Origin of the sequence: Clostridium celatum (assembly GCF_021412605.1) — a bacterium.
In the GTDB taxonomy this organism is placed as follows: Bacteria; Bacillota; Clostridia; order Clostridiales; family Clostridiaceae; genus Clostridium; species Clostridium celatum.
Genome location: NZ_JAJKGM010000001.1, coordinates 208,963 through 224,298, shown reverse-complemented (window position 1 = coordinate 224,298; position 15,336 = coordinate 208,963). Strand labels below are relative to the sequence as shown.

Here is a 15,336-nt window from a genome sequence, read left to right as displayed (position 1 = left end):
CCTTCCCCTATTTTTTTAATTCTATTTATTAATTTTTCTTATGATGTCCTCTTTAATCTCAGCTGGAACTAAATTGTTAATGTCTCCACCAAACTTTGCTACTTGCTTTACTGATGATGAACTTAAAAAAGAATTTGCAGCTGATGTAGTCATAAATAATGTCTCAATATTTGAATCTAATTGTGAGTTCATAAGCGCCATTTGAAATTCATATTCAAAATCCGATACAGCTCTTAAACCTTTTAATATTACTCTTGCATCATACTCTTTAGCTAAATCAACAAGCAGTCCCTTAAAACTAATAACCTCAACATTATGTAAATGTGAAGTTACTCTTTTAATAAGCTCTACCCTTTCTTCAATTTCAAATAACCCAACCTTATCAACATTGACTAATACCCCTACTATTAGCTTATCAAATATTTTAGATCCTCTTGTAATTATATCTAAGTGCCCATTTGTTATAGGATCAAAACTTCCTGGATAAATTGCAACTCTCATACTATTCTCCCTTAGTTATTCCGTAATAAACTTATAATAACATACAGTAGTGTTACCGTATCTCTTACTTTTATTTAATTGTATATCTTCATACCCTTCATATATCTCTTCTATAGAATCTATCTTTGTAACAATTATTCCATCTTCTTTTAACATATTATTTTCTTTTATTATTTTCATAGCTTCTGGAATCATTTCCTTACAATATGGCGGATCTATAAAAATTACGTCAAATACTTTTCCTTTGTTAGCTAAACTTCTTAAAGCTTCATAAGAATCCATATTAAGTGGATAACAACAATCATTAAACTTTAAGTCATCTACATTCTTCTTTAAAAGCGGAAAAGTAGTATTACTCTTATCTACTAAATAAACCTCTTTAGAACCTCTACTTGCTGCCTCTAATCCTAAACTACCAGTCCCTGCAAATACATCAATAACAACTGCATCTAATAAATAGTTTTGAATTGTACTAAACATAGCTTCTTTAACTCTATCTAAAGTTGGTCTAGTTTCCATTGTTGCTGGAGGTATCAATTTACGTCCTCTTGCTCTTCCTGCTATAATTCTCATTTGTTTTCCTCCTTAATCTTTAACATTCTAATTTTATCATATAATTTATCTATTAACAATTTTTTTATTAAATTCCCATTCTGATTAATATCTAAACTCCAAATTATATATCGATTAATTAAAACAGATATATTTGCTCCATCTTTCAAGTGAATTACTAACTTCTCTACAGAATTTAACTTTACTTTCCTCGTCAGAATTCAAAAGAATTTTACATTCTTCTCTTGCACATCTTAATATATTAATATCATCATATAAGTTAGCTAAAATAAATCCTTCTTCTCCACTTTGTTTCCTTCCAAACATCTCACCTGAACCTCTAAGCTTTAAATCTTGTTCTGATATATAAAAGCCATCAGTTGATTCAGTCATTATTTCCATTCTTCTCTTAGTATTTTCAGTTTTAGCCTTTGCTATTAATATACAATAAGATTCATATTGCCCTCTTCCAACTCTTCCTCTTAGTTGATGTAATTGAGCTAATCCAAATCTCTCTGCATTCTCAATAATCATAACTGATGCATTAGGTACATTAACTCCAACTTCAATTACCGTTGTTGATATTATTGCTTTTGTTTCATTTGCTTTAAATCTTCCTATTATTTCATCCTTCTCTTTAGGTTTCATCTTTCCATGAAGTATTTCCATCTTTATATTTCTAAAATATCCATCACTTAGTTCATCATATAACTTTTCTACCGAGTTTAATTTCATATCTTCATTTTCTTCAATTAAAGGACAAACAATATAAACCTGTCTTCCCTTCCTTATTTCATCTACAGCCAAAGAATAAGCATCATTTCTTTCTGCATCATTGAAATATCTTGTATCTACTGGTTTTCTTCCTGGTGGAAGTTCATCAATTGCAGAAATATCTAAATCTGAGTAAACATATAGAGCTAATGTTCTTGGTATTGGTGTTGCTGTCATAACAAGAACATCCGGTCTTCTTCCTTTATTTATTAACCTACTTCTTTGCTCCACACCAAATCTATGCTGTTCATCTGTTATAACAAGACCTAAATTACTAAATGCTACATCCTCTTGAATAAGCGCATGTGTACCTATTACTATAAGAGGTTCGTCAGTTGTAATAAGTTCTTTTATTCTTCTCTTTTCCTTCACTGAAGTACTTCCAGTTAATAATTCTACATGTATATTAAATGGCTCTAATAGCTTCTTTGCTTCTAAATAATGTTGATTTGCTAATATTTCTGTTGGAACCATCAAAGTAGCTTGATATCCATTCTTTACAACATTAAACATAGCTATAAGAGCTACTACAGTTTTTCCACTTCCAACATCACCTTGAACCAATCTATTCATTGGCCATGGGCTTTTTTGATCTCTAAGTATTTCTCTCACAACTCTTGTTTGTGCTCCAGTTAAACTATAAGGAAGAGCTGCTTTTAAATCTTTAAGTTCATCTACAAGTTTAAATTCTATACCATTTTTACTCTTAAGCTTTCTTTTTAGTATTAAAAGTTTCATAGAATAAGTAAACAGTTCTTGAAATTTCAATCTAGTTATAGCTTGTTCTAATTCCTTTTTTCCCTTTGGAAAATGTATATTTCTTATAGCTTCATCTAAATTAATCATTTTATATTTATCTATTAAATACTCAGGTAAATTATCTGTAATTGTAATTTCCTCTAAACACTTTCCTATTAACTTAACTAAAATTTTATCACTTAATTCTCCCTTAAGACTGTATTTGGGAATTATTTCATTTTCCTTAGCCGCCTTTACCCCTATAATTGGGTTAACCGCTTCAAGCCTACTTCCTATTCTCTTAAACTTTCCTAATAGATCATAACTTTCACCTATTTTAAAGCTATGCTTTATAAAGCTTTGATTAAACCACTTACACAAAACTAAATTTCCTAAATAATTAAATCTAATAGTAGTTAAAATCTTACCATTTTTAGTTCTTACATCTTTATCATATCCAATGCATTTACATGTTAAAACTTGCTTTTCTTCTTCATCAACTTCTTCAAAAGGTATATTACTTCTTAAAAATTCATAATCTCGTGGAAAATATAGCATCAAATCTAAAATTGTAAAAATCCCACACTTATTTAACTTTTCTAAAAGCTTAGGTCCAACACCTTTCAAAGAGCTTACATCCTTTGATATATCCATTATACACCCCTCCTCTTACGTTATTTACTTTTATTTTTATATAATAACTACCAATTATTAAACTATATCTTTTAAAATTAATATAATTAATTTTATATTATTAACATAAAAAAATAAAGTGCAAGAAACAGTAATAGTCTCTTACACTTTATTTTTTCTATTCTACAGCCATTATGAAATAATATAATGGTTGATTTCCCTTATAGCATTGAACATCAAAGTCTTCATACTTTTCTTCTAATTCAGCAATAAAATCTTCTACTTTGCTTTCATCAACATCTTTTCCATAGAAAATAGTTATAAGTTCACTATCTTCATCAATCATAGATTCTAATACTTCCTTAGCTACTTCAAAGTAATCTTCTCCGACTTTATTAATTTTACCTTCAACTAGTCCAAGCATATTACCTTCTTTTATTTCTATTCCGTCCATTTCTGTGTCTCTTACAGCATAAGTTACAGAGCCTGTCTTAACAAGTTCTAATGCTTCCATTAATGCCGCTTCATTTTCATCAACAGAATTTTCTTGATTGAACATAGTTATACAAGTAATTGCTTGTGGAATACTCTTAGTTGGTATAACTCTTACATCTTTATCTGATATTTCAGCTGCTTGAGTTGCTGCCATAATTATATTTTTATTGTTAGGTAAAATGAATATGTGATCTGCATTTAATTTTGATATACATTCCATCATATCTTGAGTTGAAGGATTCATTGTTTGACCACCTTCAATTACATAATCTATACCTAAATCTTTAAGAACAGTTGTTATGCCGTCTCCCATAGCTACTGATATAAATGCAAACTTTTTCTTTTCAGTCTCTACTTCTTCAGCCTTATCTGCAGCTAAAGCTTCTTCTCTAGTTAGAAGCTCTCTATGCTCTTCTCTCATATTATCTATCTTTATCTTTGATAATTCACCTACTGCAACAGCCTTTGATAAAACTAAACCTGGATCATTTGTATGGATATGCACTTTTATAACATCATCATATCCTACAACTATCATAGAATCTCCTAGCGGCTCTATTTCATCTTGGAACGCTTTAGCTTTTGCTGCATCCCCTAATATTATAAATTCTGTACAGTATCCAAATTTAATGTCAATTTCTTCAGTTGATGCTGCTCCAGTTTTTGTAGATGTACTTGAAGCTATATCTTTTATCTCAGCCTTAATTCCATCTTTTAAAGCATCATACATACCTTGAATTATTATATATAATCCCATACCACCTGAATCTACAACTTTCGCTTTTTTTAGCGCTGGTAAAAGCTCTGGTGTTTTATCTAACATTATTTTTGCTTCAACTACGATTTCTGAAAGTAATTCTACTATATCAGTTTTATCAGATTTCATTGCACCTTCTGATGCGGCTCTAATAACTGATAAAATAGTACCTTCTGTTGGTCTCATAACTGCCTTATAAGCTGCATTGCTTCCTTCAACAAAAGCATTAGCTAATTCCTTAGAGTCTACACTATCTTTTCCATCTAAACCTTTTGAGATTCCTCTAAGTATTTGTGAAAGTATAACTCCTGAATTACCTCTTGCTCCCATAAGAGCACCTTTAGCTAACTTCTTTGAAGTTTCTCCAATAGACTCTGAATTTAAGTTTTCAATTTCCTTTACTGCCGCTTTAAATGTCATAGACATATTAGTTCCTGTATCACCATCTGGTACAGGAAAGACATTTAACGCGTTGACAAAATCACTTTCTTCTAAAAGCCTATTACTAGCATTAACAACCATGTTGTAAAAATCATGGCCATTTATTCTATCATATTTCATCCTATTTCCTCCTAGACTCTAACCGCTTGAACATTTACTGTAACTGATGCAACCTTTAATCCAGTATAATTTTCAACGCTATAACGTACCTTTTGAATTATATTATTAGCAATTACAGAAATTTTTGTTCCGTATTCAACCATAATAAATAATTCTATTACTAGTTTATCTTCATCATTAAATTTTAAATTTACACCCTTAGCTAAATTTTCTATTCTCATTAACTCCCAAAAGCCTTCTGTGGCATTTTTAGAAACCATCCCTACAACACCGTAGCATTCCATAGTAGATAAACCTACTATTTTTGCAAGAACCTCTTCAGAGTAGTGTATATTTCCAAGATCATTTGAATATCCTACCATACAAAATCCTCCTTTATTAATTTTTTCATATAAAATATTGTATATTAGTTGCTATATTAATTCAAGTAAATTTATGTCACTTACCAGTTCTTTAGTCAAATTCCTATTATTTTTTTATTTTTTTTTATTTTTTCACTTGCATTAAGTATATAAACTATGATAAAATTTGTTTTGTCCTATTGAAGAGAAATTATCTTCATAACATAAGGAGGTGTTTTCAAGTGGCAAGAAGATGCGAAGTTTGTAACAAAGGTGTTGTATCTGGAACTCAATACTCACACTCACATCGTCAATCTAAGAGAACTTGGGCTCCTAACATAAAGAGAGTAAAGGCTTTAGTTAACGGAACACCAAAGACTGTTCATGTATGTACAAGATGCCTTAGATCTGGTAAGGTTGAAAGAGCAATATAGTTCAAATAAAAAATGCAATTGTTAAAACAATTGCATTTTTTATTTTACAAAAATTTTTAACTTAAAATACATACTTGAAGTTATTCTTTCTTTAAGGAATCCTATTCCTAACAACTTATCTTCCTCGTCATATGTACTTATTTTTTTCTAGTGAAAAATTTTATAATACAGGATATAAATTTAGGCATCTTAATAGCAATTATCTTCATATACTCTCCCCCTATCTTTACAAAAAATCAAAGTGTACTGCTAATAATTTAAATATAAACTTTAAATCAGTAGTTAAATTTACTAAATCTAAAATTTATTTATTAGCAATTTTTAGATATAAAAAATCACCACTCCTTACTACTCATAATATGCAGTAACTCTCTAAGTGGTGATTACTTTTTTAAATTTTTTATTATTTTTTAATCTTTTGAATAAATTACTAAAAGTTTTCCAGTTGAAAAACTTATACTTATATCCATCCCCTTAATAAACTCATTAGAAATTGTTCTACTATCGCCTATTTTTAGGTCATAATTTTCTAATTCATATTTAGCACCCTTTATATTAAATTTACTAATAACATTTTCATATGCTAAAAATGAAATATACTTATATTCATCTTCTTCGGAAATAATACAACTTTTATCAACTATCGAAATCTTATTTCTATCATCAATAATATTTGCTTTTACATCTTTTTTTAAAGCTCTTAGCAATAGTCCTATATTTCCTAATGAATGATCAAATCTACCACCAGTTGCTCCTAAAAAAAATATCTCACAAACACCAAGACTTATAGCTAAATCAAAAGCTATTTCAGAATCAGTAGAATCTTTTTCACAATTAAACTTATATTTTTTCGATCCCTTTTCTTCTAGTATATTAATTATTTCTTTATTAGATGAATCAAAATCTCCAACTATATACTCAGGTATTATCCCTGCACTATATAGATAATTACATCCTTTATCAACACCAATTACAAAATCGCTTTCACTAGCATATTTCCTTAAACTCTCTAAAGACGGTTCAGAACCAGCACTTACAATTAGACACTTCATTATTGCCCTCTTAAAGCCTTAATATTAGCCTCTATATTACCATCACCAAAAACAGCCGATCCTGCAACAATAACATTAGCTCCAGCATCAATTACACTTTGTACATTATTCTTATCAATTCCACCATCAACTTGTATTAATATATCACTATTATTAGCAGCAATCGCCATTTCTTTAACTTCTTTTATTTTGTTTATTGAGTATGGTATAAACTTTTGTCCTCCAAACCCAGGATTAACAGACATTATTAAAACCATATCTAAATTACCTATAATATCCTTTAAAACAAAAGTAGGTGTAGCTGGATTTAAAGCAACTGCAGCTTTAACTCCTTTAGATTTAATATAAGAAATAGCTCTATCTAAATGCTTCTCAGCTTCATAATGTAGAGTTATTATGTCAGCACCTGCAGCTATAAATTCATCTATATAGCTTTGTGGATTATCTATCATTAAATGAACATCAAAAACCTTATTTGTTTTATTTCTAATAGCTTTTATCACTGGCATACCAAATGTAATATTCGGTACAAATTTTCCATCCATAACATCAATATGTATGAAATCTGCACCAGCTTCATGAAGCCTAACTACTTCCTCTCCTAACTTTGAAAAATCTGCTGATAATATTGACGGTGCAATTTTAATCATTAATACTTCCTCCCACTCATTATTTCTTCTAAAGTTCTTATATAAAATTCATATCTAAATTTATTTATTTTACCCTCTTCTACAGCTTCTTTTACTGCACAACTAGGTTCTTTATAATGTAAACACCCTCTAAATTTACACTCATGATTATAATCTTCAAACTCTGGGAAACAATATTTTAAATCATCTTTTTCTATAAAATTAACTTCTAGAGTTGAAAATCCCGGTGTATCAACTATGTACCCATCTACTACATCTATAAGTTCACTATGTCTTGTAGTATGTCTACCTCTTCCTATCTTTTCAGAAACCTCTCCTGTTTCCATATGGTATTTTTCAGTTAACGTATTTATTAATGTAGATTTTCCTGCTCCAGAAGGTCCACAAAGCACTGTAACATTAGAATCTAATCTTTCTTTTAAAGATTCTATTCCTAAACCTTGTTTTGCATTTATAAATAATACTTCATATCCTATGGAGTTAATTTTATTTTTTACTATTTCCTTTTCCTCTTCTGTAACTAAATCTACCTTGTTTAAACATACTATTGCTTTAATATTATTACTCTCACATAAAACTAAAAATCTATTTAATAAATCATAGTTTATATCAGGATTTTTAACAGCAAATACAACAAATGCTTGAGTTACATTAGCTACTGTAGGTCTTATTAGCTCTGATACTCTTTCATGTATATCACAAATAACACCTTTACCTTTATCAATTAAGATATCAACATCATCACCTACCATAGGTTTCATATCCCTATGTCTAAACTTACCTCTAGCCTTACACTCAATTATCCCTTCAGAGGTCTTAACATAATAAAAACCTCCAATTCCTTTTATAATTTTACCTTTCATAGTACCTCCAAACATTTTACTCTCCATATCTATAATAAACAAATTTTTAAAATAAATGCAATATTTTATTATATAAATCTTGTAATTATTAATTATATAAAATCTTTTTCAATGAATATTAATATAAAAAAAGGTCACAACACCTTGTGACCTTTTTTATATTTATTATGGGTTTGGTACTTCTGCAGAGTTATTATCTCCACCATTATCAGCACTATTTCCACCATTTCCACTATTTCCATTATTTCCACTTTCTGCATCATTTCCATTATTACTATTATTATCTCCTGATGGAGTTTGTGGAATTTTTTCTATTTGTAGCTTAACAAGTTCACCTTTTTTAATATTTTCAGTAAAACCTTTTATAGTATAAGTATTCATACTTTCTTGTGATGGTGAACCACCTGAAATAGTATATGAAATATTAGCTCCATCTAATACTGCTATAGCATCACTTAAATTCATCCCTATATATATATATTGAGAAACATCTACTGTAGGGTCTACATACTTACCATAAGTTAAAGTTATAGGTGTTCCTACGCCTACTTTATTTCCTCTTTGAAGTGATTGTTGAATAACTATTCCATTTTCACTTTCCCTATCAGTTTCTTGTTCAACAACTTGAACAACTAACCCAAGATCTTCTAATTTCCTTTGAGCTTCTTCAATATTTTCTCCTAAATAGTTTTCTATTAAAACTATTTTCACTTCTGGTCCACTACTTATTGTTAATTTAATAACCGTATCTTTAACAACCTCAGTATTTTTTTCTGGATTTTGACTAATTAAATATCCTTGTTCTACTACATCACTATATTCTTCAGTTATTTCATACTTTAATCCTAATCTAGTTAATACTTCTTTAATATAATTTACTTCATAGTCTCTTAAATCTGGAACTTTTACTTTCTCTTCTCCACCAGAAATAGTAACTTTAACAGTACTTCCCTTATCTACCATAGCACTTGCTTCTGGGATACTTTCTAAAACACTATTTTCTGGTCTATCACTTTCACTAGTTCCTACAATTTCAAGTTTTAATCCAAGTTCTTCTAACTTCTTTTTAGCTACCTCTACATCCATTCCAATAATATTAGGTACAGGTATCTCAGCGGTAGTAGCATTATTACTACCAAGCACAACAGCTCCAACTATACCACCAACAAGTAATAACAATGTAATAACAATTCCTATAATAAGTTTTTTACTTATCTTTTTATTAGATGGTATTTGTCTATTTTTTTCATTTTTATCATCAGACTCTTCTTCACTCTCTCCGCTATAATCTTTTTCAAAATCAGCTTTAGTATAAATATTTGGCTTAGATATATTCTGTTTGTTATCTACCTTTATAGGCTCCATTATAATAGTTCTACCATCATCTATTGCTGTGTTTAGATTAACATCTGGATTGTCCTTTATAGTTTGTAAATCTTTTATAAGCTCTCTACAGCTCTCATATCTATTTATAGGTTCTTTATTAATACATTTCATTATTAACGCATTTAAACTATTTGGAATAGAAGCATTAATTGCTTTAGGTTCTATTGGTTCTTCTTGTATATGCTTTAAGGCAACAGTAACTGGTGATTCTCCATCAAAGGGAAGTTTTCCTGTTACCATTTCATATAATACAATTCCTAGAGAATATATATCTGACCTAAAATCAATAAAACTTCCCTTAGCTTGTTCTGGTGATAAATAATGAGCTGATCCCATTATTGTAGTTGTATTTGTTATTGTAGAAGATGTAGAACTTTTTGCTATTCCGAAATCAGTAACCTTTACCTCTCCGCTTTCTGTAACAAGAATATTTTGAGGTTTAACATCTCTATGAATAATATTATTTCCATGAGCACACTCTAGAGCTTTTGCTATTTTAATAGCTATATTTATAGCAGTAGTATAAGTCAATTTTCCGTTATACTTTATAAACTCTTTTAATGTTTTTCCATTTATATATTCCATAACAAAATAATCTACGTTACCGTCTTCTTCATGTCCTACATCTAAAACATTAACTATATTGGAATTAGAAAAATTGGCTACGGCAGTTGCTTCTTTTTTGAATTTTTCTGCTACATCTTTATTATTGGCAAATTCTTTTTTTAGGATTTTAACGGCAACTAGTCTATCTAGCTTTCTATCTCTAGCTTTATACACTATTGCCATTCCACCTTCTCCTATCTTTTCAAGGAGCTCATATCTTTCTCCTAGCACCTCACCAATCATCACTACACCTCTCCTCCAAATAAAACCACTGTAATATTATCTCTGCCTCCATTTTTCTTAGCTAATAAAATCAATTCGTCACATACATCTATATAATTTTCCGATTTATTTACTATCTTTAAAATTTCTTCATTTGTTAACTCATTAGTTAATCCATCTGTACATAGCAAAAATTTATCGTAAATACCTTTTTTCAAACTAAAAATATCAACTTTTACATTACTTTCAGTACCTAAGGCTCTAGTAATAACATTTTTTTGTGGATGATTTCTTCCCTCTTCTTCGGTAATACTTCCTGAATCTATTAATTCTTGTACAAGAGAGTGATCTTTTGTTATTTTAACAATTTTATTTTTAGTTATTCCAAAACATCCGCTATCTCCAATATTAGCAATATTTATAGATTCTTTACTTACCAATGCTACAACTAAAGTTGTTCCCATACCTTTTAAATTGTTTCTACTTATAGAATATTCATTTACTTTAGTATTAGTATACTTTACAGCATCTTCTAACACTTTAGCTTCATTACCATGGCTAAAGTTATTTTTTATATATTCCCTTATTTCATCAACAGCCATTTTACTAGCAACTTCACCAGCATTATGGCCCCCCATCCCATCTGCAACAATATAGAGCTTATACTCATCATTCTCTATACAATCTGCATAATCTTCATTTAACTTTCTTCTAATTCCTACATCACTTTTTAAACCCACCATAAATTCTTCGCCCCTTTTATTTTTGTGTTTCTAAATAACTTCTTCTTAATTGACCACAAGCCGCATTTATATCTGTACCCATTTCTCTTCTAATAGTAACTTCTATTCCATATGACTTTAATATATTTTCAAAATCTTCAACTGTTTTTCTTGATGGTCTTTTTAATGTATTTTCCTTTATTTCATTAACTGGAATTAAGTTAACATGACAATTCATACTCTTAAGTAACGTTGCAAGTGATTTTGCATCTTCTCTAGAATCATTTACTCCTGAAACTAAAGAGTATTCATATGTAATTCTACGCCCCGTTTTATCCATATAGTACTTACAAGCATCTAATATTTCTGATATAGAATACTTATTTGCTATAGGCATTATTACCTTTCTCTTTTCATCACTAAATGCATGTAATGAAATAGCAAGCGTAATACTTAAATCCAAGTCTGCCAATTCTTTAATTTTAGGTACTATTCCACAAGTTGATAATGTAATATGTCTTTGACCAATATTTAATCCATATTCTGCATTAACAAGTTTTAAAAATTTAGTAACATTTTCAAAGTTATCTAGTGGTTCACCACTTCCCATTAAAACAATATTAGAAATTCTCTCTCCTATATAATTCTGAGCGACCATTACTTGAGATAAAATTTCTCCTGCACTTAAATCTCTTATCCTTCCCCCAAGTGTAGAGGCGCAAAATTTGCACCCCATTCTACAACCAACTTGAGTAGATACACAAATAGAATTTCCATGCTTATATTTCATAATTACACATTCAATTAAATTATTATCTTTAAGTGATAATAACATCTTTTTAGTATCATCAACCTTTGATTCATATACTTCAACTATAGTTGGTAATGAAATTAAAAAGTTTTCTTTTAATTTCTCTCTTAAAGCTACTGGTATATTTTTCATTTCATCAAATTCTTTAACGCCTTTATATATCCATGAGATTACTTGCTTTGCTCTAAAAGCACTTTCACCATTTTCTTTCATCCAATTTTGTAATTCTTCTAATGTAAAATCAAAAATATTATACATTTATCCACCTACTACTTTTTAGATATCTTTGCAATATAGAATCCATCCATATATTCGTTTGGTAATATTGTTAATGCACCATTCTTTTCATATATGAAATTATCCATATTTCCTAAGAATATCTTTTCTATAACTGCATCTTTATGTTTATTTAAGAACCACTCAACATTTTCTCCATTTTCTTCATTATTTAAAGTACAAGTTGAATAAATCATTGTTCCACCTTGCTTTAAATATTGCCATGCATTTTCCATTATTTCTCTTTGAGTTGGTACTAAATCTTTAAGTGATTTTCTTGATTTATTCCATTTTATTTCTGGCTTCTTTCTAATTATCCCAAGACCTGAACAAGGTACATCTATTAAAACCTTATCTGCCATTGACACATATTTAGAGTTAAGTTTTGTTGCATCCATTGCATCTACTTCTACATTGTTTAATCCTAATCTTTCTACATTTTCAGTAATTAAAGATAATTTATTTTCATGTAAATCAAAAGCATAAACCTTTCCTGTACCTTCTAAAAGTTCTGCTGCATGAGTTGTTTTTCCTCCTGGCGCAGAGCAAAGATCTAATACTACATCACCTTCATTAATGTCTAAAAGTGGTGCAACAAGCATAGCACTTTCATCTTGCACTGTAATGTAACCTTCTCTAAATAACTCGTTATTTTCTATTGAGCTACCACCTTTTATGATTATAGCTTCAGGACAAGCATATCCTTCTTCAACATCATAACCCATTTCTTCTAATTTTTCATATACTTCATCAAAATCAGCTTTATTAGTATTTACTCTTACTGTAACCTTTGGAGTTGCATTTAAGCCTGCTAATATCTTTCTTCCATTTTCTTCTCCATATTGTTTGTAAATCATTCTAATGAACCAAGGCTCATAAGAATAAGTGTAAACTAATTTATCTATAGGACTATCGCTTACTTCTATATCATCTGGATTCTTTGTATAACTTCTTAATATACCATTTACTAATTTTGAACTTTGAAGTGATATATTTTTAGATAATTCAACAGCTTCATTACACGCTGCAAAATCTGGTACCTTATCTAAGAAATGCATTTGATATATTGCCATTCTTAATATGTTTAAAACTCCATCTTCCATTAAAGATATATCTTTTACATAATTAGAAATTATAATATCTAATGTTTTCTTTCTTCTTATAGTTCCATAAACTAATTCAGTTACTAATGCTCTATCTTTTTCATTTAAATCTGAATCATTTAACTCCTTAGAAAGAACTAAATTTGAATATGCTCCTTCTTCTAAAACTCTGTTTATTATATTTAGTGCTACTTCTCTACTGTTCATACTCTACCTCTTAATCGTTATTTCTATTGCTTATAGCAATTAATCTTATCAATTGAGAAATTGACATAAGTGCTGCAGCTACATAAGTCATTGCTGCTGCGTTTAAAACATTTTTAGCCCCTTTAACTTCATCACCATATAAAATACTTCTACTTTCTAATATCTTTAATGCTCTATTAGATGCATTAAATTCTACTGGTAATGTAATTAACTGATAAAAAACTGCAAAACTAAAAAATATTATTCCTATTGTGGTTAACCCACTAAATCCCAAAAATAATCCTATCATAAATAATATAATAGACATTTGGCTAGTAAAATTTACAGCTGTGGCTATTGATGTTCTCAGGACTAATGGCTTATAACTTTGTGCGTGCTGTATTGCATGCCCACATTCGTGTGCTGCCACTCCTGCGGCTGCAATAGAAGTTCCATGATATATATCGCTAGATAATCTAATAACCTTACTTCTTGGATCATAATGATCTGTAAGTTCTCCTCTTGTTTCTAGTACTGGTACATTATAAAGACCAGCTCCATCTAATATCATTCTTGCAATATCTGCACCATTATATCCATTTATAGTTCTAACATTTTTGTATTTTCTATAAGTGCTACTTACTTTGCTTTGTGCCCAAATTCCTATAATAATTGCAGGAATTAACAAAAGCATCGTTCTATCAAAATAAAATCCTGGATAAAACATAAAATATCCCCTTTCACCTTATAGTAATTTACACCCAACCTCTATTTCATTCCCATTAATATATTGTTCTATAGTAAGTGGTTTACCATTTGGAAATTGTACCTTTTTAATTAATAATACGTCTTCCCCACAACTTACCTTAATACCATCTTTATTAACTCCAATGATAGTACCTGCTTCTTTGTTGCTATTTTCCTCTAAAACGCTTGAAGCGTATATTTTCATATTTTGTCCTTTATACGTAGTATGTGCTATTGGCCACGGATTAAGACCTCTTATTAAGTTGTGAATATCTTTAGCTGCTTTGCTCCACTCTATTTTTCCTGTATCTTTAGAAAGCATTTTAGCATAACAAGTTTCACCTTCTTGCTTTATAGGTGTTATAGTTCCTTGAACTAACCCTTCAATTGTCTTTATTAAAAGTTCTCCACCACTTGCCATTAGAGTGTCATGAAGTTCCCCTGCTGTCATATCATCACTTATTTCTACTTCATCCTTTAAAAGCATATCTCCAGTATCTAATCCAACATCCATAAGCATTGTTGTATTTCCTGATTTTTTCTCACCATTAATTACAACCCAATTAAGTGGAGCTGCTCCTCTATACATTGGAAGTAAAGATGCATGTAAGTTTATACATCCATACTTTGGAATATCTAATACTTCTTTAGTTAATATTTGACCAAAAGCTACAACTATTATAAAATCTGGTCTTAAATCTTTTAAATATTCTACCGCTTCTCTATCATCCTTTAATTTTTCTGGCTGAAGAACCTTTATATTATGACGTACAGCAACTTCCTTCACAGGTGAAAAAGCTAATTTTTTCCCTCTTCCTTTAGGTCTGTCCGGTTGCGTAAAAACAGCTTCTACACCATACTTTTCTATTAAAGCTTCTAATGAAGGAACAGCAAAATCTGGAGTTCCCATAAATACTATTTTCATA

15 protein-coding genes are annotated in these 15,336 nt (G+C 29.6%); 1 reads left to right on the top strand and 14 read right to left on the bottom strand.

All coding sequences use genetic code 11. From position 1 onward, the window contains the following. Positions 1 to 21: 21 nt before the first annotated feature. From coaD to LPC13_RS00920, 5 genes are all read right to left on the bottom strand, one after another. On the bottom strand, positions 22 to 501 hold the full coding sequence (gene coaD / locus LPC13_RS00940) for a pantetheine-phosphate adenylyltransferase (protein ID WP_005213489.1): 480 nt from the start codon (positions 499 to 501) through the stop codon (positions 22 to 24). A 15-nt stretch (positions 502 to 516) separates the two neighbouring features. Then, positions 517 to 1,074 carry a 16S rRNA (guanine(966)-N(2))-methyltransferase RsmD gene (rsmD, locus tag LPC13_RS00935; protein ID WP_005213490.1) on the bottom strand — a complete coding sequence of 186 codons (558 nt, stop codon included), beginning with the start codon at positions 1,072 to 1,074 and terminating at the stop codon, positions 517 to 519. Positions 1,075 to 1,188: 114 nt separating this feature from the next. Next, positions 1,189 to 3,219 carry an ATP-dependent DNA helicase RecG gene (gene recG / locus LPC13_RS00930; protein WP_005213492.1) on the bottom strand — a complete coding sequence of 677 codons (2,031 nt, stop codon included), beginning with the start codon at positions 3,217 to 3,219 and terminating at the stop codon, positions 1,189 to 1,191. Positions 3,220 to 3,376: 157 nt separating this feature from the next. Beyond that, entirely contained in the window at positions 3,377 to 5,011 is a 1,635-nt protein-coding gene (locus LPC13_RS00925) for a DAK2 domain-containing protein (RefSeq protein ID WP_005213493.1), read from the bottom strand. 11 nt (positions 5,012 to 5,022) lie between these two features. Beyond that, entirely contained in the window at positions 5,023 to 5,373 is a 351-nt protein-coding gene (locus tag LPC13_RS00920; RefSeq protein ID WP_005213494.1) for an Asp23/Gls24 family envelope stress response protein, read from the bottom strand. A 221-nt stretch (positions 5,374 to 5,594) separates the two neighbouring features. Here LPC13_RS00920 and rpmB point away from each other — a divergent pair, with 221 nt between their 5' ends. Further along, positions 5,595 to 5,786, top strand: a complete 192-nt coding sequence (rpmB, locus tag LPC13_RS00915; RefSeq protein WP_005213497.1) for a 50S ribosomal protein L28 — start codon at positions 5,595 to 5,597, stop codon at positions 5,784 to 5,786. A 410-nt stretch (positions 5,787 to 6,196) separates the two neighbouring features. Here rpmB and LPC13_RS00910 read toward each other — a convergent pair whose 3' ends face one another. The 9 genes from LPC13_RS00910 to fmt form a co-directional block, all read right to left on the bottom strand. Next, positions 6,197 to 6,838 carry a thiamine diphosphokinase gene (locus LPC13_RS00910; protein WP_005213499.1) on the bottom strand — a complete coding sequence of 214 codons (642 nt, stop codon included), beginning with the start codon at positions 6,836 to 6,838 and terminating at the stop codon, positions 6,197 to 6,199. Beyond that, on the bottom strand, positions 6,838 to 7,488 hold the full coding sequence (rpe, locus tag LPC13_RS00905; RefSeq protein ID WP_195244476.1) for a ribulose-phosphate 3-epimerase: 651 nt from the start codon (positions 7,486 to 7,488) through the stop codon (positions 6,838 to 6,840). Before rpe ends, LPC13_RS00910 begins: the two co-directional genes overlap by 1 nt. Next, positions 7,488 to 8,351, bottom strand: a complete 864-nt coding sequence (gene rsgA / locus LPC13_RS00900) for a ribosome small subunit-dependent GTPase A (RefSeq protein ID WP_040419499.1) — start codon at positions 8,349 to 8,351, stop codon at positions 7,488 to 7,490. Before rsgA ends, rpe begins: the two co-directional genes overlap by 1 nt. 165 nt (positions 8,352 to 8,516) lie before the next feature. Beyond that, entirely contained in the window at positions 8,517 to 10,586 is a 2,070-nt protein-coding gene (gene pknB, locus LPC13_RS00895; RefSeq protein WP_005213504.1) for a Stk1 family PASTA domain-containing Ser/Thr kinase, read from the bottom strand. Positions 10,587 to 10,588: 2 nt separating this feature from the next. Continuing rightward, the gene (locus LPC13_RS00890) at positions 10,589 to 11,308 is read right to left on the bottom strand and encodes a Stp1/IreP family PP2C-type Ser/Thr phosphatase (RefSeq protein WP_005213505.1); all 720 of its coding nucleotides are present in this window, start codon (positions 11,306 to 11,308) and stop codon (positions 10,589 to 10,591) included. Between the two features lie 16 nt (positions 11,309 to 11,324). Then, positions 11,325 to 12,356: a 23S rRNA (adenine(2503)-C(2))-methyltransferase RlmN gene (gene rlmN, locus LPC13_RS00885; RefSeq protein ID WP_005213512.1), complete on the bottom strand. Its 1,032-nt coding sequence runs from the start codon at positions 12,354 to 12,356 to the stop codon at positions 11,325 to 11,327. A gap of 11 nt (positions 12,357 to 12,367) precedes the next feature. Continuing rightward, complete coding sequence (gene rsmB / locus LPC13_RS00880; protein ID WP_005213515.1) at positions 12,368 to 13,684, bottom strand: 16S rRNA (cytosine(967)-C(5))-methyltransferase RsmB; 1,317 nt, start codon at positions 13,682 to 13,684, stop codon at positions 12,368 to 12,370. A 10-nt stretch (positions 13,685 to 13,694) separates the two neighbouring features. Further along, positions 13,695 to 14,390, bottom strand: a complete 696-nt coding sequence (locus LPC13_RS00875) for a zinc metallopeptidase (protein ID WP_005213516.1) — start codon at positions 14,388 to 14,390, stop codon at positions 13,695 to 13,697. A gap of 18 nt (positions 14,391 to 14,408) precedes the next feature. Continuing rightward, positions 14,409 to 15,335 (bottom strand): methionyl-tRNA formyltransferase, encoded by a 927-nt coding sequence (fmt, locus tag LPC13_RS00870; protein ID WP_005213517.1) that lies wholly within the window; start codon positions 15,333 to 15,335, stop codon positions 14,409 to 14,411. Position 15,336: the final 1 nt, after the last annotated feature.

What these genes read in the sequence shown, in the direction of transcription:
- LPC13_RS00910 (WP_005213499.1), bottom strand. Translation starts at nt 6,838, where the DNA reads ATGAAGTGTCTAATTGTAAGTGCTGGTTCTGAACCGTCTTTAGAGAGT.
- LPC13_RS00920 (WP_005213494.1), bottom strand. Translation starts at nt 5,373, where the DNA reads ATGGTAGGATATTCAAATGATCTTGGAAATATACACTACTCTGAAGAG.
- rsgA (WP_040419499.1), bottom strand. Translation starts at nt 8,351, where the DNA reads ATGAAAGGTAAAATTATAAAAGGAATTGGAGGTTTTTATTATGTTAAG.
- LPC13_RS00925 (WP_005213493.1), bottom strand. Translation starts at nt 5,011, where the DNA reads ATGAAATATGATAGAATAAATGGCCATGATTTTTACAACATGGTTGTT.
- LPC13_RS00875 (WP_005213516.1), bottom strand. Translation starts at nt 14,390, where the DNA reads ATGTTTTATCCAGGATTTTATTTTGATAGAACGATGCTTTTGTTAATT.
- rsmD (WP_005213490.1), bottom strand. Translation starts at nt 1,074, where the DNA reads ATGAGAATTATAGCAGGAAGAGCAAGAGGACGTAAATTGATACCTCCA.
- recG (WP_005213492.1), bottom strand. Translation starts at nt 3,219, where the DNA reads ATGGATATATCAAAGGATGTAAGCTCTTTGAAAGGTGTTGGACCTAAG.
- rpe (WP_195244476.1), bottom strand. Translation starts at nt 7,488, where the DNA reads ATGATTAAAATTGCACCGTCAATATTATCAGCAGATTTTTCAAAGTTA.
- rsmB (WP_005213515.1), bottom strand. Translation starts at nt 13,684, where the DNA reads ATGAACAGTAGAGAAGTAGCACTAAATATAATAAACAGAGTTTTAGAA.
- fmt (WP_005213517.1), bottom strand. Translation starts at nt 15,335, where the DNA reads ATGAAAATAGTATTTATGGGAACTCCAGATTTTGCTGTTCCTTCATTA.
- rlmN (WP_005213512.1), bottom strand. Translation starts at nt 12,356, where the DNA reads ATGTATAATATTTTTGATTTTACATTAGAAGAATTACAAAATTGGATG.
- LPC13_RS00890 (WP_005213505.1), bottom strand. Translation starts at nt 11,308, where the DNA reads ATGGTGGGTTTAAAAAGTGATGTAGGAATTAGAAGAAAGTTAAATGAA.
- pknB (WP_005213504.1), bottom strand. Translation starts at nt 10,586, where the DNA reads ATGATTGGTGAGGTGCTAGGAGAAAGATATGAGCTCCTTGAAAAGATA.
- coaD (WP_005213489.1), bottom strand. Translation starts at nt 501, where the DNA reads ATGAGAGTTGCAATTTATCCAGGAAGTTTTGATCCTATAACAAATGGG.